Annotated in this window: 19 protein-coding genes; 9 read left to right on the top strand and 10 right to left on the bottom strand. The window is 67.1% G+C overall.

What is annotated here, in order from left to right:
• Window positions 1–248 precede the first annotated feature (248 nt).
• Both ACQR1E_RS07540 and ACQR1E_RS07535 read left to right on the top strand, forming a co-directional pair.
• Entirely contained in the window at window positions 249–569 is a 321-nt protein-coding gene (locus ACQR1E_RS07540; RefSeq protein WP_011942561.1) for a hypothetical protein, read from the top strand.
• Window positions 570–721: 152 nt separating this feature from the next.
• Complete coding sequence (locus ACQR1E_RS07535; protein WP_316194641.1) at window positions 722–2,215, top strand: NAD-dependent succinate-semialdehyde dehydrogenase; 1,494 nt, start codon at window positions 722–724, stop codon at window positions 2,213–2,215.
• Window positions 2,216–2,232: 17 nt separating this feature from the next.
• Here the strand turns inward: ACQR1E_RS07535 and ACQR1E_RS07530 are convergent, their stop codons facing one another.
• Window positions 2,233–2,835, bottom strand: a complete 603-nt coding sequence (locus tag ACQR1E_RS07530; protein WP_315716947.1) for a hypothetical protein — start codon at window positions 2,833–2,835, stop codon at window positions 2,233–2,235.
• Window positions 2,836–3,134: 299 nt separating this feature from the next.
• Between ACQR1E_RS07530 and ACQR1E_RS07525 the strand changes: the two genes are divergently transcribed.
• From ACQR1E_RS07525 to ACQR1E_RS07510, 4 genes are all read left to right on the top strand, one after another.
• A complete protein-coding gene (locus ACQR1E_RS07525) occupies window positions 3,135–3,818 on the top strand; it encodes a phytanoyl-CoA dioxygenase family protein (RefSeq protein ID WP_434896865.1) in 684 nt (227 codons plus the stop codon).
• A 57-nt stretch (window positions 3,819–3,875) separates the two neighbouring features.
• Window positions 3,876–4,505, top strand: a complete 630-nt coding sequence (locus ACQR1E_RS07520) for a glutathione S-transferase family protein (protein WP_434896864.1) — start codon at window positions 3,876–3,878, stop codon at window positions 4,503–4,505.
• A 4-nt stretch (window positions 4,506–4,509) separates the two neighbouring features.
• Window positions 4,510–5,178, top strand: a complete 669-nt coding sequence (locus tag ACQR1E_RS07515; protein ID WP_434896990.1) for an HAD hydrolase-like protein — start codon at window positions 4,510–4,512, stop codon at window positions 5,176–5,178.
• Between the two features lie 121 nt (window positions 5,179–5,299).
• Window positions 5,300–5,977, top strand: a complete 678-nt coding sequence (locus ACQR1E_RS07510; protein WP_315751798.1) for a nitroreductase — start codon at window positions 5,300–5,302, stop codon at window positions 5,975–5,977.
• On the opposite strand, the gene ACQR1E_RS07505 is transcribed toward ACQR1E_RS07510, so the two are convergent.
• The 3 genes from ACQR1E_RS07505 to ACQR1E_RS07495 form a co-directional block, all read right to left on the bottom strand.
• On the bottom strand, window positions 5,974–6,672 hold the full coding sequence (locus ACQR1E_RS07505) for an alpha/beta fold hydrolase (RefSeq protein WP_315825640.1): 699 nt from the start codon (window positions 6,670–6,672) through the stop codon (window positions 5,974–5,976). The two genes, ACQR1E_RS07510 and ACQR1E_RS07505, sit on opposite strands and share 4 nt — an antisense overlap.
• A 951-nt stretch (window positions 6,673–7,623) precedes the next feature.
• The gene (locus ACQR1E_RS07500; RefSeq protein WP_315715007.1) at window positions 7,624–8,538 is read right to left on the bottom strand and encodes a phosphoribosylaminoimidazolesuccinocarboxamide synthase; all 915 of its coding nucleotides are present in this window, start codon (window positions 8,536–8,538) and stop codon (window positions 7,624–7,626) included.
• Between the two features lie 42 nt (window positions 8,539–8,580).
• A complete protein-coding gene (locus ACQR1E_RS07495; protein ID WP_434842500.1) occupies window positions 8,581–9,498 on the bottom strand; it encodes a pirin family protein in 918 nt (305 codons plus the stop codon).
• A 140-nt stretch (window positions 9,499–9,638) separates the two neighbouring features.
• Between ACQR1E_RS07495 and ACQR1E_RS07490 the strand changes: the two genes are divergently transcribed.
• Together ACQR1E_RS07490 and ACQR1E_RS07485 are read left to right on the top strand one after the other, a co-directional pair.
• A complete protein-coding gene (locus tag ACQR1E_RS07490; protein WP_316194636.1) occupies window positions 9,639–10,691 on the top strand; it encodes a helix-turn-helix domain-containing protein in 1,053 nt (350 codons plus the stop codon).
• 141 nt (window positions 10,692–10,832) lie between these two features.
• On the top strand, window positions 10,833–12,239 hold the full coding sequence (locus ACQR1E_RS07485; RefSeq protein WP_434842502.1) for a serine hydrolase domain-containing protein: 1,407 nt from the start codon (window positions 10,833–10,835) through the stop codon (window positions 12,237–12,239).
• Between the two features lie 8 nt (window positions 12,240–12,247).
• Here ACQR1E_RS07485 and ACQR1E_RS07480 read toward each other — a convergent pair whose 3' ends face one another.
• Window positions 12,248–13,618 carry an MmgE/PrpD family protein gene (locus ACQR1E_RS07480; RefSeq protein ID WP_434842503.1) on the bottom strand — a complete coding sequence of 457 codons (1,371 nt, stop codon included), beginning with the start codon at window positions 13,616–13,618 and terminating at the stop codon, window positions 12,248–12,250.
• Between the two features lie 121 nt (window positions 13,619–13,739).
• On the opposite strand from ACQR1E_RS07480, the gene ACQR1E_RS07475 reads away from it, so the two are divergent.
• On the top strand, window positions 13,740–14,882 hold the full coding sequence (locus tag ACQR1E_RS07475; protein ID WP_316191484.1) for an FUSC family protein: 1,143 nt from the start codon (window positions 13,740–13,742) through the stop codon (window positions 14,880–14,882).
• A 5-nt stretch (window positions 14,883–14,887) separates the two neighbouring features.
• Here the strand turns inward: ACQR1E_RS07475 and ACQR1E_RS07470 are convergent, their stop codons facing one another.
• From ACQR1E_RS07470 to ACQR1E_RS07450, 5 genes are all read right to left on the bottom strand, one after another.
• Entirely contained in the window at window positions 14,888–16,273 is a 1,386-nt protein-coding gene (locus tag ACQR1E_RS07470) for an MATE family efflux transporter (RefSeq protein ID WP_434896863.1), read from the bottom strand.
• Window positions 16,274–17,040: 767 nt separating this feature from the next.
• Window positions 17,041–17,520: a DUF2867 domain-containing protein gene (locus ACQR1E_RS07465; protein WP_315751811.1), complete on the bottom strand. Its 480-nt coding sequence runs from the start codon at window positions 17,518–17,520 to the stop codon at window positions 17,041–17,043.
• Between the two features lie 142 nt (window positions 17,521–17,662).
• Window positions 17,663–18,958 carry a UDP-N-acetylglucosamine 1-carboxyvinyltransferase gene (gene murA / locus ACQR1E_RS07460; protein WP_316170050.1) on the bottom strand — a complete coding sequence of 432 codons (1,296 nt, stop codon included), beginning with the start codon at window positions 18,956–18,958 and terminating at the stop codon, window positions 17,663–17,665.
• A gap of 174 nt (window positions 18,959–19,132) precedes the next feature.
• A complete protein-coding gene (gyrB, locus tag ACQR1E_RS07455) occupies window positions 19,133–21,568 on the bottom strand; it encodes a DNA topoisomerase (ATP-hydrolyzing) subunit B (protein WP_315751813.1) in 2,436 nt (811 codons plus the stop codon).
• A 282-nt stretch (window positions 21,569–21,850) separates the two neighbouring features.
• Entirely contained in the window at window positions 21,851–23,992 is a 2,142-nt protein-coding gene (locus ACQR1E_RS07450; RefSeq protein ID WP_316170051.1) for a hypothetical protein, read from the bottom strand.
• Between the last annotated feature and the right edge of the window lie 57 nt (window positions 23,993–24,049).

The raw sequence follows: 24,049 nt of genomic DNA, 5'->3' as shown, positions 1-24,049 counted from the left end.
TCGTGATGATGCGGCGCGAACGAAGCAGGCGGGGGACAACAGCGCTGCGGAGGCCACAGCGCTTCAATTTCTCGCCAGAATCATGATTAGTTCCACTCAGTCGCGAGTCCGACACATGGGGGCCATGTTCCCACCACGGCCTTGCGACTGTTGTGAGTTGCAACCATTTTTGCATTAAAGGGTTCAAGAACCGGCTTTTTCGAGCCGATGGCATGGCTTTGGCGGCAATGTCCGCCGTTGGGGGCGATATGATTTCAACGTGGAGCGAGTGGAAGCGGTATCCCCGCCCGGGGCGCGGCGACAATATCGAGGCGCCGATCACGCCCGGCATCTACGAAGTGCGCATCGCGGCGACCGGGGCGCTGTATGCGTTCGGCGCGGTCGACAATGTGGCGCAGGCCCTGGCGCTGCTGCCCGTGGGGCAGAAATCATGGTTCGGCCGTCGTGATCCCGCCGCCTTGCCGGACCTGGAATACCGCACCTGCGCGACCTCGACCAAGGCCGACGCCAAGGCGGCGGCGGAGCGCATGATCGGCCGGCGCGAGACCTATATGAGCGGCGCGGCCTGATCCCGGGTCGGCTCGTCAGCATTCAGCATTTGGTGCCGTACAGGCACGGATCGCCGGATCGAATGTACCGTTGAGGAGGCGCACGCGCCGTGCGCCGCCACCGGGGCGTGGCTATATTCGGGGACGATCGCTCGCTTTCGAGGAGTAGCCCGATGACACCGCCCGCCGCCGCCCGTGCCTCCACTGCCGCCCCGAGCCTGCGTGACCGCCTGAAGGATCCGTCGCTGCTGCGCGAGCAGTGCTACATCGATGGTGCGTGGGTCGGTACGCCGGTGCTCCCGGTCAACAATCCGGCCACCGGCGCCGAGCTCGCCAAGGTCGCGCAACTCGGTGCGGCGGAGACCACGCAAGCCGTCGAGGCCGCCGCGCGCGCGTTCCCGTCCTGGGCCCGGCTGACCGCCAAGCAGCGCTCCAATACCTTGCGCAAATGGTTCGAGCTGATCACGGCCAACCGCGAGGATCTCGCGCTGATCCTCACCTCCGAGCAGGGCAAGCCGCTGACGGAGGCGCTCGGTGAGGTCGATATCGGCGCCGCCTATATCGAGTTCTTCGCCGAGGAGGCGCGTCGCGTCTATGGCGAGACCATCCCGACCCAGAAGCCGGATGCGCGCCTGCTGGCGCTGAAGCAGCCGATCGGCGTCTGCGGCGCCATCACGCCATGGAATTTCCCGAACTCGATGATCACCCGCAAGGTGTCGCCCGCGCTCGCCGCCGGCTGCACCGTGGTGCTGAAGCCGGCCAACGAGACGCCGCTGTCGGCGCTGGCGCTCGCCGTGCTGGCCGAACGCGCCGGGATTCCTGCGGGCGCGCTCAACATCGTCACCGGCGACGCGCCGCCGATCGGCAAAGTGCTGTGCGAGCATCCGTCGGTGCGCTTCATAGGCTTCACCGGCTCGACCGAGGTCGGCAAGATTCTCTATCGCCAGTCGGCCGGCACGGTGAAGAAGCTCGGGCTCGAGCTCGGTGGCAACGCGCCGTTCGTGGTGTTCGACGATGCCGATGTCGATGCGGCTGTCGAAGGCGCCATGGTCTCGAAATATCGCAACATGGGCCAGACCTGCGTCTGCGCCAATCGCCTCTATGCGCAGGATGGCATCTACGACGCCTTCGTCGCGAAGCTCGCCGCCAAGGTCGCGGCGATGAAGATTGGCGAGGGCACCGAGGCCGGCGTGACCCAGGGGCCGCTGATCAACGAAGAGGCGGTTGAGAAGGTCGAACGCCACATCGCCGATGCGGTCAAAGGCGGGGCGAAGGTCGTGACCGGCGGCAAGCGCCATGCGCTCGGCCGCACCTTCTTCGAGCCGACCGTACTTCGGGACGTCAAGGCCGACGCGCTGGTCGCGCATGAGGAGACGTTCGGCCCGCTCGCGCCCGTCATTCGCTTCAAGGACGAGGCCGATGTCATCGCGATGTGCAACGCCTCGCCGTTCGGCCTCGCGTCCTACTTCTATGCCCGCGATCTCGGCCGGGTCTGGCGCGTCGCGGAGGCGCTGGAATCAGGCATGGTCGGCGTCAACACCGGTCTGATCACCACCGAGGTCGCGCCGTTCGGCGGCGTGAAGGAGAGCGGCCTCGGGCGCGAAGGCTCGCATCACGGCATCGAGGAATACCTCGAGATCAAGTACGTGATGATGGCGGGCGTCTGAGCTCTGGACGCCTGGGCTCAGGCCGTCTTCGGCAGCTTGTCCACCGGCACCAGGTAGGACTTGTTGCCGACCTGGAAGATGACCTTGCCGCTCTTGCCGTCGGTCGTCGAGATCTGCGACTGACCGAACATGATGACGTTGTTGTAGACGATCCCCGTGCCCTGGCGCGTGACGCCGTTGGTCGTCACGCTGACCTGGGCCTCCTTGCCGCTGACGGACAGCACGCGAAAGCTCGCGCTCTGGCCGTTTTCGCCGGAGTAGCCGGCCCAGCTGCCGACCAGATTGCTCTCGTCGGCGGGAGGCGCCTGTTTCTCCAGCATCGCGGTGGCCTTGCCGCCGCCGGCCGAAAACAGCAGCACGGCGTTCTTGCCGTTCTTGGTGCCGAGCGTGACCGCGCCGAAGTCGATGGTCGAGCCGTTGACCTGGCCGATGCCGCGTTCGGTGCGGCCGTTATGGGTGTATTCCACCGTCGCGGCGGCGCCTCTGATGTTGACGACCTTGAAGCTCACGGCCTGGCCGTTGGCCGTCCAACTGCCCTTCCACTCGCCCAGCAGGTTGCTCTGGCGATAGACCCGCTCGTTGGCGGGCGAGATCTGGTTGGTGCTTTGGATGGCGACCATGTGTGTTTCCAAGGAGCTCGACTGCTCGTTTACCCCGTATGTCGGATCGTTGCAGAGTGTTGCTAACGAGGCGTAGGTCGAGAGGGTTAACGAACGGTGAACTGCGGCTGCGAGCCGCCCGTTCCGCAGTGCGGCCCATCGTCTCAGCGTCTTCTGCGGCGATGGACATCACCACCGGATGAATGCGACGGCGCGAAGCGCCACCGGGCTGCACGGGCGTAAGCGAGCCGCTTGCCCAGACGCGCCGGATCGTCGACCATGACGCGGCGAACCACGACCTCTCAATGTGCGAGCTCACCATGACCGCAGCCTTCACGCGCGTCGGTGTCGGCCAGCTTCCGGACGCGGATGCGCGCCGCCTCGATGCGGACGGTTATCTGCTGCTGCGCGGCGCGATTCCGGCGGACTGGCTCCCGCCGCTGCGCGATGCGTTCGAGGCGGGCACGCTGCCATCCGAGCAATGGCCGGTGCCGCGCGGCCGCGACTGGCGCCACGCGATGGTCGATCTCGATGCCACGGTGCAGCGCGCCTGCCGGCTGCCGGTGATGCTCGCGGCCGTGTCTCACATTCTCAAGGCGCCGTTCTTCCTCGGCCAAGTCGAGGGCCGCGAGCCGCTCGCCGATGGCGGCCAGCAGCCGTTGCATCGCGACGGCGTCGACCGGTTCCGTACCGACGCCGTCTCGGCGCTCGCCTTCCTCGATCCGTTCGGCCCCGACAACGGCGCGACGCAGGTGGCGCCGGGCACGCATCGCCGCGACACGGATGATGCGCAGGCCGCCCCGTTCGTCACGGCAGGCGAAGCCGGCGACATCCTGCTGTTCGACGTCAACCTGCTGCACGGCGCGACCCGCAACCGCAGCGGCGCCCGCCGTCGCTCGCTGCTGATCACCTACGCCACCTCGGTGCAGCTGGACGCGTGGCGACGGACCCGCGCCTTGCGTGCGGTGCGCATGGACCAGGACGAAATCTTCGGCGCGGCGTAGCCGCGCCATCCGCCGCACCTGCCAACCTTCCAGCCAAATCCCGCAGAGAGGACGCTCATGAGGCTGTACGATTCCGCGACCGCGCCAAGCCCGCGCCGCGTGCGCATCTTCCTCAGCGAGAAGGGCCTCACGATTCCCACCGTTCAGCTCGACCTGCGCGCCGGCGAGCAGTTCCGGCCGGAATTTCGCGCGCTGAACCCGCAATGCACGGTGCCGGTCCTGCAGCTCGACAGCGGCGCTGCGATCACCGACATCATCGCGATCTGCCGCTACCTCGAGGAGCTGCATCCCGAGCCGGCCCTGATGGGGCGCAGCGCGGAGGAGCGCGCCGTCATCGAATGCTGGGTGCGGCGGATCGAGTGGGACGGCATCTACGCCATCCAGGAAGCGTTCCGGAACAGTGCGCCAGGGTTGGAGAGCCGCGCTCTGCCCGGCCCGTTGCCGCTCGAGCAGATTCCGGCGCTGGCGGAGCGCGGGCGTCTCCGCGCCACGCACTACTTCGCCTGGCTCGATGCGCGGCTGGCCGACCACGCCTTCGTCTGCGGACCCGACTTCACCATTGCCGACATCAGCGCCATGGTGACGATGGATTTCGCGGTCCGCGCCAAGCTCGATCCGCCGGATCACCTCCACCATCTCGCGCGGTGGTATGGTGTAGTTTCGAGCCGTCCCAGTGCGAAGGCTTGATATGATGAGCCTCGATCGTCACTCCGTCCTGCTCGACCTCGACGGCACTCTCATCGACTCCCAGCCCGGCATCGCCGCGAGCACCCTGGCCGCCTTGCGTGCGCTCGGACACGCGCCGGTCGACACGCTCGATATCCGCAGTGTCATCGGGCCGCCGCTGCAGGACATGTTGCGGGCGCTGCTGCAGGCCTATGACGATGATCGGGTCGACGAAGCGGTGTCCGCCTATCGCCAGCATTACGGCGAGAGCGGACTGTTCGGCAGCGAACTCTATCCCGGCATTCGCGACGCGCTGCACGAGATGCATGGTGCGGGGGTGCGGCTCTATCTCGCGACGTCCAAACGGGAGGTGTTTGCGCGCCGCATCCTCGAGCATCTCGATCTCGCGTCGCTGTTCGACGCCATCCACGGCTCGGTGCCGTCAGGTCTGCTGGACCACAAGCCGGAGCTGCTCGCGCATATTCTCACCGAGCGGAATATCGCACCCTCCGACGCGATCATGGTTGGTGACCGCCGCCACGACATTGCCGGCGCCCATGCCGTCAGGATGCGCAGCCTCGGCGTGCTCTGGGGCTATGGCAGCCGCGACGAGCTCGAGATGGCCGGCGCCGACCGCCTCGTGGAATGTCCGGCCGATCTCGCGCGCGCTGTGCTGTCGATGCTGAAGGTCTAGCTCGATCACAACCTCCTGTGTTCGCGACACCCCGATCGGTTCGCGCGTCAACCTTGCACCGGAACCGGAAAGCCGCGAATATTCCCGGCAGATCAGCTGTCATCACGGGACTATCACACACATGCAGTTCGACGACGTCATCCTCGGCCGCCGCAGCATCCGCGGCTACAAGCCCGATCCGGTGCCGCGGGCGCTGATCGAGGAGATCATCGGGCTTGCGATGCGCGCGCCGTCGTCGATGAACAGCCAGCCCTGGAATTTCTACGTCATCACCGGCGAGCCGCTGAACCGCATCCGCGCCGGCAATACCGAGCGGATGGTCGCCGGCGTCCCGCAGTCGCGTGAATTCCGTATCGGCCAGCCCTTCGCGGGCGCGCATCGCGAGCGCCAGGTGCAGGTCGCCAAGCAGTTGTTCTCCGCCATGGGCATCGCGCGCGACGACAAGGACAAGCGACAGGACTGGGTGCTACGCGGCTTCCGCCAGTTCGACGCACCGGTCTGCATCATCGTGACCTATGATCGTGCGCTCGACGGCAGCGACGACACGCCGTTCGACTGCGGCGCCGTCACCAATGCGCTGGTCAACGCCGCCTGGTCGCGCGGCCTCGGCGCCGTCATCAACAGCCAGGGCATCATGCAATCGCCCGTGGTCCGCGAGCACGCCGGCATCGCCGACGACCAGGTCATCATGAAGAGCATCGCGCTGGGCTGGCCCGATCATGATTTTCCGGCCAACGCCGTGGTGTCGGAGCGGAAGCCGGTGAAGGAAGCGACGGTGTTCGTGGGGTTCGAGGACTAGTTGCGCTCCAAGCGCCGGCAGAAATCGTCGATCACCGCCGCCGCGGCCTCGGCATGGGTTGCCAGCAGCATGTGCGGTGCATCCAGCTCGCACAGCTTGCAGTCGGGGCGTGCCGTGAGGATCTCGGCGGTCTGTCGCCGGCCCACGAGCCGATCCGCGCGGCCGTGCAGGCACAACGCCGGACAATTGGTCAGGGCCAACCGGTCGCATTTGTCGACGCGAAGGGCGTCCTTGGCGCGTGCTTGAAGAACTGCCGCAGGAAGCGATCTCAAGACGTCCTTCAGCTGCAGCCTGAGCTCCGGTGTCGCCATCCGTCCCATGATCATCGCGGCGAAGAGGTTTGATGGAAGCCATCTCAGATCGAGCAGCGACGCGACGTGCGAAAGCCAGGCCGGTAACGGATGGCGCGCGAAGCTCGATGCAAGGATGAGCCCTGCGACTCGCGCGTCAGTCGCTGCAATCTCGATGGCGATCGGTCCGGAGAACGACTCGCCGAGAATGACGAAGGGATCTCTCGGCAACCGCTCACTGACGAAGGTCGCGAGCTGGTCGTAATCGAGCGGTCGATCGAGAGGGTAGGCGATGATCTGCGTCGGCCGGTTCGCGGACAGGCGCTCGGCAAGCGGCTTCAGGAGCTCTCCGGTTCCGTCCATTCCTGGCAGCAGGATGATGGCGATGGTCGTAGTCGGCGTCATATGATGTTGTAGCACATCCTAATCGTGACCATCGCGGGATGGGTCGGCCGGTACGGTGGGGCGGCAGCGTGCCCACCCTCGATCAGCGACTTGGTGGGCACGGCGCCACCGCGATCACGTTCGGAGACAGCATAGCTGCGCCTTTGCCCTCCTTACGGCCCCGGCCGTCGGGCTACTCTATCACCAATCAATTTTTGACTTGCGTTATTTCCGAAATCATGTTCTTATCCGCGCATCCCGTCCTCATGCAGAGGGGCGTACGCGTCGTCACGATACGTAGAGGCGGGGAGCGGTGGCCGCGTGCCTGTCAGGCGCTCTTGCGCTGACGAACGGCAGCGCGCGGACGGTCAAGCCGTGTGGTCCTGGCGCCCCGATGCTGGCGCCAATCTCGCGATGACGTTCGTGCGTCGTGGCGGGCGACGGGGGCAAACAAGCCGGTCCCCGGGGAGAGTACGGAGCAGCCGTTAAACCCATCGCGCAGGGAGGGCCGGGATGTCTCGGCTGAACCTGTGGTGACCGCCGCGTGCATTTTCTTTCGCACGCGGGCCATGGGGGCGGCCAGCTCCCGGCCTTCCCTGCGCCCTCGCATTTTCAGAGGGCGAGATCGATCAGCATAGCTCGGGCAAGCATGGCCGCGAGATCGACGCAGCGCGTCTCGTTAGCAACTCTCCGATGATCAACGATGCCTTGGCTGATGTGAGCACGCGCCTCGCAGAACGATCAGTTCTCACCTCGTCCCGCTTGCGGGGAGAGGTCGGATTGCATCGAAGATGCAATCCGGGTGACGGGGGCTCTCCGCGAGTCTGGTGTGCATGGAGAGCCCCCCTCACCCCAGCCCTCTCCCCGCAAGCGGGGCGGGGGAGCGCACCGCCGATACGGTACCAGTTCGACTCCCACTCCGAAGAAAATACTGCCTTCGGCTCCGTCATCGCGGCGAGAGACGTGCAGTGCTCAGATCTTCAGCTCGCTGCCCGTCACCCGCCGGAACGCCTCCAGATAGCGCTGGCTGGTCGCATCCACCACGCTCTGCGGCAAGGGCGGCGGGGGGGCGTCGCCGTTCCAGCGGCCGGCACGGCGCTCGGCATCGAGATAGTCGCGCAGCGGCTGCTTATCGAAGCTCGGCTGCGGCTGGCCCGGCTGATAGGCATCGACGGCCCAGAAGCGCGACGAGTCGGGCGTCATCACCTCGTCGATCAGGATGATGTGACCGTCCTTGTCGCGGCCGAACTCGAACTTGGTGTCGGCGATGATGATGCCCTGCTCGCGCGCCAGCTTTTCACCCAGCGTGTAGACCGCGCGCGTCATGCTCTCCAGCGTATACGCGGTGTCGTCGCCGACCACCTCGCGCATTCGCGCAATGGTGATGTTCTCGTCATGGCCGGTCTCGGCCTTGGTCGCGGGGCTGAAGATCGCGGGGTCGAGCTTCTGGCTCTCGACGAGGCCGGCGGGAAGCTGCTCGCCGGCCAGCGTGCCATGGGCCGCATATTCCTTCCAGGCCGAGCCGGAGAGATAGCCGCGGATCACGCATTCGATCGGGAACACGGTGGTGCGCTTGCACAGCATCGCGCGCCCGAGAATCTCGTCGCGATGCGGCGCCAGCGCTGGCACCTCCGCGATGATCGTGTCGGTGTCGGCCGAGATCATGTGGTGATGCACCACGCCTTCGAGCGCGTTGAACCAGTAGGCCGAGATCTGCGTCAGCACCGCGCCCTTCATCGGGATGGTTTCGTTCATCACGACGTCGAAGGCCGAGATCCGGTCGGTGGTCAGCAGCAGCACGCGGTCGTCGCCGACGGCATAGATGTCGCGGACCTTGCCGCGGCCGATCTTCGGGAGCGGCAGATTGCTGGCGAGAAGCGTGGTCATCGTGCAGAGCCTTCGAAACGGGAGCGTTGCGACCGCAATAGCCTATTCCGGCAGCGGAATGAACTCGTGCTCCTGCGGAACGGCGGCGAAGCGGCCGGTTTTCCAGTCCTGCTTGGCCTGCTCGATGCGCTCCTTGCTGGAGGAGACGAAATTCCACCACACGTGCCGCGGCCCTTCCAGGGCGTCGCCGCCAAGGAACATCATCCGGGTCGGCTTCACCGTGCGCACGCTGATGGCGTCGCCCGGGCGGAAGATCAGGAGCCGCGGGCCCTCGTGGCGCTCGCGCGCGATCTCGACCTCGCCATCGACGATGTAGATGGCGCGCTCCTCGTGATCGGGATCGAGCGGCACCACCGTGCCGGCCTGCGCCGTGACCTCGACATAGAACCAGGGCGAGACCATCGTCACCGGCGAGGCCGCGCCGAACGCCTTGCCGGCAATGACGCGCGCGGAGAAGCCGGTGTCGCTGACCGTCGGCAGCGCGTCCGCCGCGTAGTGCTGGAAGCTCGGCGCGATCTCTTCCGATTCGACCGGCAGCGCGATCCAGCTCTGCAGGCCCAGCATCCTCTGCCCGTTCTGCCGCTGCAGGTCGGGTGTGCGCTCGGAATGCGCGATGCCGCGGCCCGCCGTCATCAGGTTCATCGCGCCGGGCTGGATCTCCCGCACGTTGCCCTCGCTGTCGCGATGCATGATGGCGCCGTCGAACAGATAGGTGACGGTGGCAAGCCCGATATGCGGATGCGGCCGCACGTCCATGCCCTTGCCGGACATGAATTGCACCGGGCCGAAATGATCGAAGAAGATGAACGGCCCGACCATCTGCCGGCGGCCGTGCGGCAGCGCGCGGCGCACGGCAAAGCCGTCGCCGAGATCGCGGGTGCGCGGCACGATGACGTGCTCCAGCGCGTCGCAGGATGTGGGATCGCCGAACTCGGGATCGATCGATGGCTGCCAGCTCATGGGGCGCTCCTGCAATGTGGTCGCGCGAGCTTAGCAGCTTTGCCGAGGCGACGGCAGGGCAGGAGGTCGCCGCGTTTGCTTGATTTGAACGAAGCGAAGCTCCGGCCTAGAGTTCCGGCGCTGACAACGGACCCGTGACGATGACGCTCGAAAGCCTCGATCTCGCGCTTCGCGCCGCCGCCATCGCGCTGCTGGCCGAGCTCGCCGTCGCGCTGGGACGCGATCTCGGCAGGCAATGGCGCGGACGGCTCGCGATCGCGCTGGCGCTGGGCTCGGCCGCGCATGCCGCGACCTTCAACATCGGCGGCACGGCCGCGCCATCGCTCGCTTCCGCGCCGCTGATTGCGGTGGCGACCGCCGATATCGTCGTGCTCTGGCTGTTCTGCCGCGCGCTGTTCGACGACGGCTTTGCGTTGCGTTGGCTGCACGGCCTGATCTGGCTCGCGGTGTTCGGCTTCAGCCTGCTGAGCTGTCTCGTGCTGGGGCCTGCCGGACATGGACGGCTCGTGATCGTCGCCAATAATGTGCTGGCTCTCGGCTTCCTCGGCCTGACCTTGGCGCAGACCATCCGTTCCTGGGCGGCGGATCTCGTCGAGGGACGGCGGCGCATCCGCGCCTTCGTCGTGATCGCGGCGCTGTCCTACGGTGGCGTCAATGCGCTGCTGCAGATGGCGTCCGCCGGCAGCGGCCCGTCCGAGCTTGCCAATGTGGTCAATGCGGCGATGTTCTTGGTCGTGGTCGGGGCCGTTGCGCTGATGCTGCTCAAGGTCGGTGCCGGCGATGTGCTCGCGCCGGAGGCGCCACCGGCTGCGGCGCTCGAAGCGGTGGCTCCGAAAGCCGCCGACCGCAGGCTGGTCGATTCGCTGATGCGGCTGATGGCGGACGAGCGAGTCTATCGTCAGGAGAACGTCACGATCGGCATGCTGGCGACGAAGCTCTCCATTCCTGAATACCGGCTGCGGCGGCTGATCAATGGCGAGCTCGGCTACCGCAACTTCAACACCTTCCTCAACGCCCACCGCATCGAGGAGGCCAAGGCCGCGCTCGCCGATCCCGCCCAGGCCGAGGTGCCCGTGATCACCATCGCGATGGACGCTGGGTTCCAGTCGCTTGGGCCCTTCAACCGCGCCTTCAAGGCGGTGACCGGGGTGACGCCGACCGAATACCGGCGCATGAGGCTGTCGGCGGCGTGATCTGTTCAGCCTTGAAACTGCAGAGGAATTCCAGAATCGGCGAGATCCCGGCGATTCTCGGCTGGGATGATTTCCGAAATCGGCGAGCGTCCGGGCCGCAGCCGCAGTCTGGTCCGGCAGATCCAACTGCCGGAGCTCCTCATGACCAGACGCCGCCTGCTGCTTGCCCTCGTTGCCACCACCGCGCTGACCGCCCTGGCGGTCGGCGGGGCCCGCGCCCGCGATGTGCCGAAGGTGGCAACCGGCTTCATCGCCAGCCTCCTGTGCTCGGAGACCTTCGTCTCCGGTCTCGACCCGGACCGCACGCTCTCCGAGACCCGGGCCGCGATGCCCGGCGCCGGCCTGCTGAGCTGGGCGATGGACGTCCGCGTCGATCGCGCCGCCAAGGACGTCACCGTGACGCTGCTCGGGATCGGGCAGAGCCGGGCCGTGTATCGCGACGGGCTCGGCTGCCACATGGACCATGGCGAAGCGGCGGATTGGCCGGCCATCCGGCCCGCTGCGCCAACCCCCGCCTTGCTGCCCGACATCGCTCCGCCACGCGTCGTCGCGCCGGTCACTCCGGCCCTCGCGGCAGCGCTGGATCGCGCCTTTGCCGAGCCGGACTCGCCGCCGTTCCGGCATACCCATGCCATCCTGGTGATGAAGGACGGCAAGGTGATCGCCGAGCGCTACGCCCAGGGCTTCACGCTCGACACGCCGCTGCTCGGCTTCTCTGCGACCAAGTCGATGACCGCGACCTTGATCGGCATTCTCGTCCGCCAGGGCAAGCTCGCGCTGCATACGCCCGCGCCCATCGCGGCGTGGCGGGACGACAAAGATCCGCGCCACGCCATCACCGTCGATCACCTCTTGCGCCACACCGCAGGCCTCGCGCTCGGCAGCTCGCTGCAGGCCTCGCTGTTCTCTGTGCTCGAGCCTGTCAACCGCATGAAATTCGTCGAAACGGACCGCGCCGCCTTCGCCGAAACCATGCCGCTCGAAACCACGCCGGGCGCGGTCAGCAATTATCACGACGGCAACACCGTCATCCTCTCTCATCTCATCCGCGACGCCGTCGGCGGCAGCGCCGCGGATGTGCTGCGCTTTGCGCATCGCGAGCTGTTCGATCCGCTCGGCATGACCAGCGTCACCCTCGAATTCGATGCCGCCGGCACACCGGAGGGATCGAGCCAGATGCTGGCCTCGGCGCGCGACTGGGCGCGACTCGGCCAGCTGTATCTCGACGACGGCGTCGTGGCTGGCCGCCGCATCCTGCCCGCCGGCTGGGTCGCGTATGCCAGCGTGCCGACGCCCGGCGCGTTCGTCGGCCTCGGCGCCGGCTTCTGGACCAACAGTGGCGACAGCTTTGGCGCCAACTACCGCACCTCCCATGGCTGGCCGCGCGACGCGTTCTTCGCCAAGGGCACGCTCGGCCAATATGTCATCGTCGTCCCGTCGGAGCGTCTCGTCATCACGCGTTTCGGCCGCACCGTGAACTGGCCGCCGGAGGCCGATGGCGTCGCGCAGCTCATGAGCGACGTGATCGCGGCGACGCAGGGAGAATGACGCATGCGTTACGCTCTTCCCAAAGCGGTGGCCTGCTCGACACGTTCGAATCGCTCCAGCGACAGGATCGCGTCGGCGAAGCTCTGTGCCCGGCTGCTCAGCACTGGCCGTGCCAGCGTCAGAAACTTGTCGCTCATCGCCTGTGCTGTCGGGAACGAGGTCGGCTCGCCGGAGGGATCGTCGTGCAGCCGCTCGTGCACGCCATCCGCGGTGGTGATGGTGACGCGCGCGCCGAACGGATGGCTGTGGCCGATCTCCAATTTGTCGTCCTGCACGACGTCGAACTTGTCGGCCAGCGCATTGATCGCGGCGTCACCAAGGCGCGTGTAGTCGTCCCAGCCGAAGCGGCCCTGGTCGAGCGCGAGCGCGCCGGTGAAGAACATCGAGAACTGGCCGCCGACGATCGAGGTCGGATGGCGCTTGGTGGCGGCATCGCCCGTCAGGGTGATGCCGTTGCGATGCAGGCCGATCTCGACGCGCTTGACCTGGTCCGGCGTCAGATTGTGCTCGCGGCGCAGGGCGATGATGGCGTCGATCGCAGCATGGGTATAGCGGCAGCTCGGATACGGCTTCACGCCGATCTTCATCGTCTCATAGGTGGAGCCGAGCCCGGCGACGGCCTTGTCGTGATGCGGCGTGTCGGTGTAGCCGACCAGAAGACCGTGCTTGCCCTCGACGGATTCGATCGCGCCGACGAAGTCGTTCTTGGCGAGCGTCGCCGCGATCACGCCGTTCATCGCCGACGCCCCGACCTGATAGCGCTTGTTCCAGGCGCCGTTGACGAGAAACTGCAGCGAGCCCGCGGCCTGGCTGCCGGAGACGCCGAAAGCGTAGATCAACTGCTGCTCCGACAGCCCGAACAGCTTGCCGGCGGCGGCCGCCGCGCCATAGGTGCCGGCGGTCGCGGTCGGGTGGAAGCCGCGGGCATAATGCGAGGTCGGATCGAGCGCGTTGCCGAGCCGGCAGCACACCTCGTAACCGGCGACGATCGCGGTCAGGACCTCGCGGCCCGAGGCGCCGACCATCTCGCCGACGGCGAAGGCGGCCGGCACCACCGGCGCGCTCGGATGCAGCGAGGAATCGGCGTGGGTATCGTCGAAGTCGAGCGAATGGCCCATCGTGCCGTTGAGCAGCGCCGCCACCGCCGGCGTCCAGGTTCTGTCGTCGCCGAATACGGTCGCCTCGCCCGCTGCATCGAGCTTCAGCGCCGCCAGCATCTTCACCACCGACGGCGTCGATTCCGCCTCGCGCCGGGCCCGGATGGCGCTGCCGAGGAAGTCGAGCGTCAGCACCTTGGCGCGGTCGAGCACCTCGGGCGGGATATCGTCATATTTCAGCTCCGCGACATAGGCGGCGAGCGTTGCGGTTTCCTGGGCCATCGTGTTTCCTCGCATCGTTGCAATGACCGTAGGCAAGCCGATTCCGCCTTTCAAGCCGGTTCGGCCCGGTGGGGAGCTGCCATGCCGCGATCGCGCTGGTGCTTTTCGAGGTGAGCGACTGATGGTGTCCTTGAAACGGCTGTTCGGCCGGTTGCGCGCCCGCAAGGCGCCGATGTCGCTGGCGGTCCGCGGCACGGTGGCGGCGACGCTTGCCTTCGCGATCGCCACGGCCTTCCACCTGAAGCTGCCGCTGTGGGCGGTGCTGACCTCGCTGATCGTGACGCAAGGCAGCGTCGGGCGCTCGTTGAAGGCAACGCGCGACTACATGTTCGGTACTATCGGCGGTGCGATCTATGGCGGCGCCATCACGGTCTTCATCCCGCATTCGGGCGAGCTGCAACTGCTCGGCATGCTGATCCTGGCGGTGACGCCGCTCGCCTTCATCGCCGCGATCAATCCAAGTCTCAACGCGGCGACGGTGACGGCCGTGATCGTGCTGCTGGTGCCCACGATGGGCCATCTCGATCCGCTGGGATCGGCGATCGACCGTGTGTTCGAGGTCGCGGTCGGCGCGCTGACCGGCCTCGCCGTTTCGTTCATCGTGCTGCCGTCGCGCGCGCACGTGCAGATGCGTAGCGCGGCGGGCCGTCTGCTCGAGCTGATCGCAGCCGCCTTCACCGAGCTGCTGGCCGGCCTGTCGCGCGGCCGCGACAACGACGCGTTGCATCGGATCCAGGACGGCATCGGTGCCGCGCTCACCGAATTGAATGCGACAGGAGCGGAGGCCGAGCGGGAGCGCTCGGCGCGGCTGTCCTCCGGCGCCGATACCGGCCCGCTGCTGCGGACGATCCTGCGCCTGCGCCACGACGTCGTGATGATCGGCCGTGCCAGCGTGGTGCCGCTGCCGTCGGAGCTCCAGGCGCGCTTGTCGGGACCGGTGTCGCGCGTCAGCGATGCCATCGCGAGCTATCTGCGCGGCTGTGCCGCGGCCATCCGCAACGGCTCCGGCCCGCCGGCCATCTGGCCGATCCACGTCGCGGTGAAGGCCTATGCGGAAGAGGTCGCCGCCGTCCGCAGCGACGGTCTCACGCGGGGCCTGCCGGGTGACGCCGCCGAGCGCTTCTTCGCGCTCGGCTTCTCGCTGGAGCAGATGCGTCAGAACCTGATCGACCTCGAGCGCGTCGTCGCCGAATGGGCGGGAGCGTCGACCGGGAAGCCGCATCGACCGGAGCGCGACGAGACGCCGGATACAGCGGGGGCCTGATCTCCTCATCGCGACAACCGGAGGAAGCGCAGCACCAGCAGGGCCGCATAGATGGCGGTGCCGATCGACAGGCCGATCCAGATCCCGGTCGCGCCGAGCGCGGTGTGGAACGCGAGTGCATAGGAGGCGGGAAAGCCGATCAGCCAGTAGCCGAGCACGGCGAGCAGCAGCGGGATGCGCGTGTCCTTGATGCCGCGCAGTGCGCCGACCGCGATGGTTTGCAGCGCATCGGTGATGAAGAAGGTCGTGCCGACCAGGAGCAGCGTGGCAGCAAGTGCCACAGTCGCCGCGGCATCGGCGAGGCCGGCGCCAAGAAACAGCTGCGCGATCTCGAACCGCGCAAGGATGATGCCGAGCGTGAACAGCATGGCAAGGACGAGGCCGAGCAGCATCGCCATCAGGCCGGCGCGGCGCACACCGTGCGCATCGTTGCGGCCGGCCGCATGGCCGACGCGTACGGTCGCAGCCATGCTGATGCCGAACGGCACCATGAACAGGATCGCCGTGATCTGCAGCGCAATCTGATGCGCGGCGAGAGCGGCCGTGCTGATCAGCCCCATAAGGATCGCGGCCGCCGAGAACAGGCCATATTCGAGCAGGAACGACAGCGAGATCGGAGCGCCGATGATCAGGAGCTGCCGCATCAGCCGCCAGTCGATGCGCCCGAGCCGGGCCAGGACATGATAGTCGCGGAACGGCGGGCGCAACGCGGCGAACCACAGACCGGCAAGAAACGTTCCGAGGTTGACGGTCGAGGTGGCGAGGCCGACGCCGGTCAGGCCGAGCTGCGGAAAACCCCAGTGGCCGTAGAGCAGCGGATAGACCAGCAGCGCGTTGAGCGGGATCGCGGCCAGGGTGATCCAAAGCACCGGCTCGGGGCGGTTGACGGCGCCCATGAAGCTGCGCAGCGCCAGGAACCACAGCATCGGCGCGATCCCCCAGGCGAGACCGGCGAGATAGTCCTGCGCGAGATGCGCCACGTCCGGCGCCTGTCCGAGTGCGAGCAGGATGATCTCGCCGTTCAGCGCGATCAGCATGATCGGCAACGCGATGAACAGCCCGGCCCACAGCCCGACACGCAGCGCGCGCCGGACCAGCCCGGCGTCGGCCGCCCCGAACGCCTGCGCGGCGAGCGGTGCCACCGCCGACATCAGACCCATGCCGAAGGTGGAGCCGACGAAGTAGACGGTGCCCGCTAACGCCGCCGCTGCAACCGCATCGCCGCCGAGCCGGCCGATGAAGGCGAGATCGGTCGACATCATCGCGATCTGCGACAGCTGCGTCAGCGCCATCGGCGCGGCCAGGCGGACCGTCTCCCAGAGTTCGAGGGCGAGAGAAGATGTCGGCGCGGCCGGCGGCGGCGCGTGGTCGGTTCCAGCTGTCGAGGTCATGATCGAGGCTATAGCAGTCCCCGCAGTGACGTGCACATCACGCCGTCGTCGTCCTGGGCGGTGCGAGACGAGAGCGTCGCGGCAACGTCATCGTTGGAGCTTGGGTTCGCGATGGAGGTCGAGAACTGCTCTCGTGCCAAACCAGATCGGATCGGACGGCCACACGCGTTCCCGCGGCACGCCGTGCCCGGGTGATGCTCGATTTGCTCCCCTCGAACAGGAAGAGGGGCAGGGAAGGCCGGGTGCTTGACCACACCCATGGCCCGCCTGCAAAAGAAGTAGCAGGCGGCAGTCACCACAGGTGGGCCGCACATCCGGCCTTCCCTGCGCCATGGTTGGAACGGCTTATACGTACTCTCCCCGGGGACCGGGCTTGTTTGCCCCCGTCACCTGCGGATCGCCCGCCGGCTTGACCTCAGCATCGGGAGGCCAGGACCATACGATTTCGCCGTATGCGACAGCCCCTTCGTCCACGCGCCAGCCTCGAGGAAACCCCAAGTGCGCGCTGTGAGCCGCCGCATCCATCGCATCCCACCCTCAACGGTCCGTGACGATCGCGAAGCGCCCCTCTCATGAGGACGGGACGGGTGCATTGTTTCTGATTTTCGAAATAGAAGCAAGCGAAAAATTCTGAAAACCGGCAAGACGCAACGTGGTGGCTCGGCTGGGCTGCCGCGCGGTTCGATGCGTTCTCCGTCATTGCTTGCGGAGTATTCAATCCGGGGACGGAGAGCCGGCGCGGCGGCGGGTCGAAGACTTGCGCGGAATCAGGCGGCCGTTGCGACCTGCCGGAGCATCGCCTTCACGACGAGGCGGTGAAACGGCTTTATCACGGCGAGATAGACGCGGCCGAGAGCGTTGTGGGTCTGCACCAGAGTGCTCGCTGTTACTTGCGTGGTCGCGCGATGAGAGACCACGTCGACCAGGACACGAAAATCCAGATGCTTGTCGTCGAAGCCGAGCACGATTCGTTGCGGCGTTTCGTCCACGACAGGAAACATCCCGATCAGAGGACGTGGGTTGCCTGGGTCCGCGCCCGAGGTCTTCAGACCGAAGGGTCTGACCAGCAGGTTACGGAGCTTCAGGAGCGCCGCCATCCACCAGGGCGCGTGACCGAGCATGCGCTCGGCCGCCGTGCGGGCATCGATGGCCGGCTCGTCAATCGCGATGCGAAATGCATCAGCGAACTCCGCGCCGGCGAGCCATCTGGTACGGTCGACGTTGGGAGTGATCTCGCTGATGGCCATGTGCAATGAGCCTCACATGTCACGGTTGTTCCCGCGCTGTGCGCGATACGAAGCATCATCGCACACGGATGTCCGCGAAGCCAGCACGCGAATGCCATAGCGCTGCTCGCAATGACGGCGGAGAGATCCTGCGCGAATAGCGCTACCGTCCGCGTTCCGGAACGCGCGTGATCTTGGCGCCCAGCGCATTCAGCCGCTCGTCGATGCGTTCGTAGCCGCGCTCGATCTGGTCGGCATTGTCGATATACGAGGTCCCCTCGGCGCACAGCGCGGCCAGTAGCATGGCCATGCCGGCGCGGATGTCGGGGGAGACGACGCGGGCGCCGCGCAGGCGGCTCGGGCCGGCGACGATGGCGCGGTGCGGGTCGCACAGCACGATGCGCGCGCCCATCGAGATCAGCTTGTCGACGAAGAACATCCGCGACTCGAACATCTTCTCGAACATCAGGATCACGCCCTCGCATTGCGTGGCGGTGACGAGTGCGATCGACATCAGGTCGGCGGGAAAGGCCGGCCAGGGCTGGTCCTCCAGCTTCGGCACGTGGCCGCCGAAATCGTCCTTGATCCGCAGCGTCTGCTCCGAGGGCACGATGAGATCGTCGCCGGCAACCTCGCAGACGATGCCGAGCCGCTCGAAGCCCATGCGGATCGAGCGTAGATGCTCGGTGCCGGCGCGCACGATGCGTAAGGGAGAGCGCGTCACCGCGGCGAGCCCGATCAGCGAGCCGACCTCGATGTGATCGGGCTGGATCGAGTAGCTCGCCTGGCCCAGCGTGCTGGCGCCATGGATCACCATCGTGTTGGTGCCGATGCCCTCGATGTTGGCCCCGAGCGCGACCAGGAAATGGGCGAGATCCTGGACGTGCGGCTCGGAGGCGGCGTTGCGCAAGTAAGTCGTGCCATGCGCGGCCACCGCGGCCACCAACGCGTTCTCGGTCGCGGTGACACTGGGCTCGTCCAGGAAGACGTCGGCGCCCTTGAGGCCGGAGGCGCGCAGCTCGATCCTGTCGGTCGCGGTGACGGTGGCGCCGAGCTGCTCGAAGGCGAGGAAATGGGTGTCGAGGCGGCGGCGGCCGATGACGTCGCCGCCTGGCGGCGGCAGCGCCACTTCGCCGCAGCGGGCGAGCAGGGGCCCTGCCAGCAGGATCGACGCGCGGATGCGCGCGCAGAGGTCCGGATCGAGGTCCGCGGCGCGGATCTCCTTGGCATGGATCGTGAGCCTGTTCCGGCCGCGCCATTCGGCGGAGGCGCCGACCGAGCGCACCAGCTCGACCAGCGTCTCGGTGTCGCGGATGCGCGGCACGTTGTCGAGCGTGACCGGATGCTCGGTCAGCAGCGCGGCGGCGATGATCGGCAGCGCGGCGTTCTTGTTGCCGGACGGCTCGATCGCGCCCTTGAGCCGGTGACCGCCCTCGACGATGTATTGAATGGGCGCCATGCGCGAAAAGTCCGTTCTGAGATGGTGATTCGCCCGGGGGACCGGCGAAAGCGGAACATCGATCTTCAACGGAATTAACACGGAAGGCACGGGCAGGCCACTGCTCCGCAGACTCAGGGTGCGCCTGGTCGTCTATCGCGCCAGTGCGAGGTAGACTCGGGCTGGACGTCGTGCCTACACGTCCACGTTGGCCGACAGCGAGTTGTCCTGGATGAACTCGCGGCGCGGCTCGACCACGTCACCCATCAGCTTGGTGAAGATGTCGTCGGCCTCGTCGACCTCCTTGACCTTCACCTGCAGCAGCGTACGGGCCTCGGTGTCGAGCGTGGTCTCCCAGAGCTGTTGCGGGTTCATCTCGCCGAGGCCTTTGTAACGCTGCATGTTGATGCCCTTGCGGCCGGCATCGGTGACCGCCTCGAACAAATCGACCGGGCCATGGATCACGGTCTGGACGTCGCCACGGCGCAAGGCGCCGGGCTTCGCATAGGCCTCCTGCAGGCGGGCCGCATATTCGTCCAGCTTGCGGGCATCGACGGACGCGAGCAATGCGTCGTCGATGACGGCGACGTCCTTGACGCCCCGCACGGTGCGCTCGAAGGTGAAGCCCTGGCCCTCGACGAAGTGGCCGATCCAGCCGCGCTCGACCTCGTCGGCCAGCACGTCGAGCCGCTTTGCGATGTAGGCGGCCGCGGCGTCCGCCGTCGGGATGTCGCGGGTGATGTCTGGGCGCAGCACGCCGGCGATCGCGGCCTGCTCGACGACCTTGCGGTCGTAGCGCGTGTGCAGGTTGCGCAGGATGTTGCGGACGAGACGCGCTTCCTCGACCAGCGCCAGGAGGTCACGCCCCTTGCGCTCCTCGCCTTCCGCCGTCTTGAACACGCAATCGTCGAGGCCGGTGCCGATCAAATAGTCCTCGAGCGCGCGCTCGTCCTTCAAATACTGCTCGGACTTGCCGCGCGTGACTTTGTAGAGCGGCGGCTGGGCGATGTAGAGGTGGCCGCGATCGATGATCTCGCGCATCTGCCGGTAGAAGAAGGTCAGCAGCAGCGTGCGGATGTGGGCGCCGTCGACGTCGGCGTCCGTCATCACGATGATCTTGTGATAGCGCAGCTTGTCGATCGAGAACTCGTCGCTGATGCCGGTGCCGAGCGCGGTGATCAGGGTGCCGATCTGCTCGCTCGACAGCATCTTGTCGGGGCGCACGCGCTCGACATTGAGGATCTTGCCGCGCAGCGGCAGCACCGCCTGGAACTCGCGGTTGCGGCCCTGCTTGGCGCTGCCGCCGGCCGAGTCACCCTCGACGATGAAGAGCTCGGACTTGGCCGGATCCTTCTCCTGGCAGTCGGCGAGCTTGCCGGGCAGCGAGGAGACGCTGAGCGGGCTCTTGCGGGTCAGCTCGCGCGCCTTGCGCGCGGCCTCGCGTGCCGCCGCGGCCTGGATCACCTTGCCGACGATGGTCTTGGCCTCGCCAGGATGCTCCTCGAACCAGGCGGCGAGCGCCTCGTTCAGAACGTTCTCGACCACGGGACGCACTTCCGAGGACACCAGCTTGTCCTTGGTCTGCGACGAGAATTTCGGATCCGGCACCTTCACGGAAAGGACGGCGGTGAGACCCTCGCGACAGTCGTCGCCGGTCAGCGCGATCTTCTCCTTCTTCGCATTGGCCTCGGCGTAGCCGTTGACCTGGCGCGTCAGCGCGCCGCGGAAGCCGGCGAGATGGGTGCCGCCGTCACGCTGCGGGATGTTGTTGGTGAAGCACAGCACGTTCTCATGATAGCTGTCGTTCCACCACAGCGCAGCTTCCACCGTGATGCCGTTGACCTCCGAGCGCACCATGATCGGCGCCGGAACGATCGCCTTCTTGTTGCGGTCGAGATATTTGACGAACTCCTCGACGCCGCCGTCGTAATGCATCTCCTCGCGCTTCTCGACCGCGTGGCGCATGTCGGAGAGCACGATGTTGACGCCGGAATTGAGGAAGGCGAGCTCGCGCAGGCGATGCTCGAGCGTCGCGTAGTCGTATTCGACGTTCTTGAAGGTCTCCGTCGAGGCCAGGAACGTCACCTCGGTGCCGCGCTTGCCCTTGGCCTCGCCGACCACTTTCAGCGGCGCAATCGCGTCGCCATGGGCGAACTCGATGAGATGCTCCTTGTCGTCGCGCCAGACCCGAAGCTGCAGCTTGCTCGACAGCGCGTTGACGACGGAGACGCCGACGCCGTGCAGTCCGCCGGACACCTTGTAGGAGTTCTGGTCGAACTTTCCGCCGGCGTGCAGCTGGGTCATGATGACCTCGGCGGCGGACACGCCTTCGCCCTTGTGAATGTCCACGGGAATGCCGCGGCCGTCGTCGCGCACGGTGACCGAATTGTCCGGATTGAGCACCACCTCGACCGCGGTGGCGTGACCAGCCAGCGCCTCGTCGATCGCGTTGTCGACGACCTCGTAGACCATGTGATGCAGGCCGGAGCCGTCATCGGTGTCGCCGATATACATGCCCGGGCGCTTGCGCACGGCATCCAGGCCCTTCAACACCCGGATCGATTCTGCGCCGTATTCGTTCGCGGTTGCAGGCTCGTTGTCGGCGATGGTTTGCCGGGCGGGTTCGGTCATGTGGGGCCTTCGGAAGGGGTGGTCGAATCGGCATTGCAGATCGCATGCCGAGAGCGCTCTTTCTCTCACGAAAGAAGCCACGCGCCTAGCGCAAAGTGGCCCGTCGTAAGACATTGAAGAGATAGCGCTTTTTAACGGTTTTTCAAGGCCTGGCGAGGGTCGTTTTCGTCCCCTCCGAAAGCCGGATTCAGGCCATTCCCGCGGCTGGTTTTGAGGCGTGCGGCGGGGCGCTTTCGCGTGCGATTCAGGGCACGAGTCACGCGTGACGCGGCAGGTGCCGCCTCAGTAGAGCGGGAGCGGCAGGGCGGTGCCACCCGGGCCAACCATGAGGCCCCAGGCATCGCCGGCGGCGAGCTCCAGCGTGTCGATCACGGCGGGCCGGCGGGCGATCTTCAGCTCGTAGCGGTGCTTGCCTGGCGGCAGGTCGAGCAGCGGGCCCTTGGGCGATTGCGGGCTGCCGGTGCCGGCCGCGATCCCGATCGTCTGCCCGTTGATGGTCAGCACGGCGTCGGTGTCGCCGATATTGCCGAGCATCAGCTTGGCCCGGCCAGGCTTCGGCAGGATGCCGGCCTTGGCCGCCGCTTCTGCATTCCTTTGCACCAGGTTGACCGAGGTCTCGCCTTTGGCGCGCCCGAGCGTGAGCACGGCGGGTCCCTGCGACGAGGTAAAGGTGAGCCGGACCCGATCGGGGCTGGCCTGCGCGTCCTCGGGCTTCTCCCGCCAGCCGAGCCTGGTCAGCTCGGCGCGGTAGAAGGCCGTGACGGCACCGAGCTCGGCCGGGACGCTGGCCTCCAGCTCCAGCCGCAGCGGCGTGTCCATTCCCGGCGCCCTGGACCGCGACAGCGCGGTCGCGCTGTGCTGCTTCGGCACCGGCAGCGCCGAGTCGGGATCGGCCTCGAGCGGCGTCGCGTCCTTGGCCGGTCGGGCCGCGGCCGAAGGCCTGGCGGCGGCGAGCAGGCCGGTGCCGTCGGCCGTGACGCTCACCTTGGGGCCCATCTGCATGATCGTGAACGCCACCGACTTGCCCTTCGCCGAGAACTCCAGGCGCGCCATGGTCGGATTGTCGATCACGGTCGGCGCCTCCTTCCAGCCGGCCGTCTTCAACGTGGAACGGAAGAAGCCGGCGAGTGTCTTCACCGACGAAGCCGACTTGAACGCGAGCTGTCCCCGGTCGCCATCGAAGCTCACGGCCTCGGCGGTCTCGGGCAGCGCGATCGGCGCCGGATTGCCGGCCAGCGGCTTCACGGGCGCATCCGACATGGCGCCGGCCTGCACGGCGCGGCGCGCCTCGTCGGCGGCGATCACCTGCTTGGCCATCGCGGCGGCATCCGCCATGAACCTGTCGTCGGCGTCCTTCTTCGCCTTGGCGCGGGCGGCCAGGGCGGCTTCGGTGGTGCGCATCGACAGCTCGACCATGGTGAGATCGTACTTGCGGGACAGCTTCAGCGTCCCGTTGTCCTCGGGCGCGACGACCTTGAGCGTGACCTCGTCCGGCGTTCCCGGACCGGCCGTCTCGATCCGCCAGCCGCGCGCGGGGATCTCCCGCGTGTAGAAGGCGAGCACGGCCGGCAGCTCGGCGATGACGGCGCCATTGGCCTGGCGGCTCGACGAGGCCGCGCTGCCGAGGCTTTGCGACCACTTGGTCGGCTTCGGCATCGGCAGGCCGGCGTGGTCGTCGCCGGCTTCGAGGGTGGAGGGTAGCGCGAATGGCGCGATCCGGATCTCGACATGGGTCCGGCCGTCGTCGCGCCGGGTCAGCGTCAGCATCACCGGATTCTGCCGGCGATAACCGTCGCCGTCGTCATGGCCGTAGAAGGCGCGCACGCCGCCCGGCGCGGTCTCGCCCAGATCGGCATTGGGCCAGCGCGCGGCGGCCTCGGCCGTCAGCGGCTGCCAGCCGAGGGCGGACATCTCCTTGCGGAACAAGGTCAGCGCCGCATCCAGCGTCATCGGCGCGATGCATGACAGATAAGGCCGCGTCTCGTCGAACACGATGTCAGCAGCGCCATCGGGGAACGGCAAATTGGCGTAGATCCGCTGCGGCGAGTAGGTCACCTCCGACTGCCCGGCGCGGCCGGCGCTGCCTGTGAAGAAGACCAGGAGCCCCTGCTTGTCCTTCTTGTAGCTGAGCGTCGGATTGCGCTCTTCGAGCGGCCTGACATAGCGCACCCAGCCGTCGGCGCCGAGCAACTGCTGCGTGGCGGCATTGGCCGCTGCGACAGGCGCCGGCAGACGATAGATGGCGCGGTAGCGATCGGGATGCGACGTGTCTTCCACCGCACCCTCGAGCCGCGGCAGCGCGTGGACGTCGACGATGGCGTCGTCGGCGCGCGCAGGTCCGGCACAGCTCGCGAGCAGCAACAGCCCGCACGCAAACCGACTCAGCCGCGGCGCGGCGATGGCCTGCTGCCAAAGCTCTGACATCATCGATCTCCGGGATTTCGAGTTCGGGGCGCTTGTGCCCTCGGGCGCTGGAGGAGA

This window comes from Bradyrhizobium sp. HKCCYLRH1030, assembly GCF_051168395.1.
Classification (GTDB): Bacteria; Pseudomonadota; Alphaproteobacteria; order Rhizobiales; family Xanthobacteraceae; genus Bradyrhizobium.
This window is presented reverse-complemented; position numbering and strand designations above follow the sequence as displayed.

What these genes read in the sequence shown, in the direction of transcription:
- ACQR1E_RS07510 (WP_315751798.1), top strand. Translation starts at nt 5,300, where the DNA reads ATGCAGTTCGACGACGTCATCCTCGGCCGCCGCAGCATCCGCGGCTAC.
- ACQR1E_RS07475 (WP_316191484.1), top strand. Translation starts at nt 13,740, where the DNA reads ATGGTGTCCTTGAAACGGCTGTTCGGCCGGTTGCGCGCCCGCAAGGCG.
- ACQR1E_RS07465 (WP_315751811.1), bottom strand. Translation starts at nt 17,520, where the DNA reads ATGGCCATCAGCGAGATCACTCCCAACGTCGACCGTACCAGATGGCTC.
- ACQR1E_RS07505 (WP_315825640.1), bottom strand. Translation starts at nt 6,672, where the DNA reads ATGACGCCGACTACGACCATCGCCATCATCCTGCTGCCAGGAATGGAC.
- ACQR1E_RS07470 (WP_434896863.1), bottom strand. Translation starts at nt 16,273, where the DNA reads ATGACCTCGACAGCTGGAACCGACCACGCGCCGCCGCCGGCCGCGCCG.
- ACQR1E_RS07540 (WP_011942561.1), top strand. Translation starts at nt 249, where the DNA reads ATGATTTCAACGTGGAGCGAGTGGAAGCGGTATCCCCGCCCGGGGCGC.
- ACQR1E_RS07500 (WP_315715007.1), bottom strand. Translation starts at nt 8,538, where the DNA reads ATGACCACGCTTCTCGCCAGCAATCTGCCGCTCCCGAAGATCGGCCGC.
- gyrB (WP_315751813.1), bottom strand. Translation starts at nt 21,568, where the DNA reads ATGACCGAACCCGCCCGGCAAACCATCGCCGACAACGAGCCTGCAACC.
- ACQR1E_RS07525 (WP_434896865.1), top strand. Translation starts at nt 3,135, where the DNA reads ATGACCGCAGCCTTCACGCGCGTCGGTGTCGGCCAGCTTCCGGACGCG.
- ACQR1E_RS07495 (WP_434842500.1), bottom strand. Translation starts at nt 9,498, where the DNA reads ATGAGCTGGCAGCCATCGATCGATCCCGAGTTCGGCGATCCCACATCC.
- ACQR1E_RS07485 (WP_434842502.1), top strand. Translation starts at nt 10,833, where the DNA reads ATGACCAGACGCCGCCTGCTGCTTGCCCTCGTTGCCACCACCGCGCTG.
- ACQR1E_RS07535 (WP_316194641.1), top strand. Translation starts at nt 722, where the DNA reads ATGACACCGCCCGCCGCCGCCCGTGCCTCCACTGCCGCCCCGAGCCTG.
- ACQR1E_RS07520 (WP_434896864.1), top strand. Translation starts at nt 3,876, where the DNA reads ATGAGGCTGTACGATTCCGCGACCGCGCCAAGCCCGCGCCGCGTGCGC.
- murA (WP_316170050.1), bottom strand. Translation starts at nt 18,958, where the DNA reads ATGGCGCCCATTCAATACATCGTCGAGGGCGGTCACCGGCTCAAGGGC.
- ACQR1E_RS07515 (WP_434896990.1), top strand. Translation starts at nt 4,510, where the DNA reads ATGAGCCTCGATCGTCACTCCGTCCTGCTCGACCTCGACGGCACTCTC.
- ACQR1E_RS07450 (WP_316170051.1), bottom strand. Translation starts at nt 23,992, where the DNA reads ATGTCAGAGCTTTGGCAGCAGGCCATCGCCGCGCCGCGGCTGAGTCGG.
- ACQR1E_RS07490 (WP_316194636.1), top strand. Translation starts at nt 9,639, where the DNA reads ATGACGCTCGAAAGCCTCGATCTCGCGCTTCGCGCCGCCGCCATCGCG.
- ACQR1E_RS07480 (WP_434842503.1), bottom strand. Translation starts at nt 13,618, where the DNA reads ATGGCCCAGGAAACCGCAACGCTCGCCGCCTATGTCGCGGAGCTGAAA.
- ACQR1E_RS07530 (WP_315716947.1), bottom strand. Translation starts at nt 2,835, where the DNA reads ATGGTCGCCATCCAAAGCACCAACCAGATCTCGCCCGCCAACGAGCGG.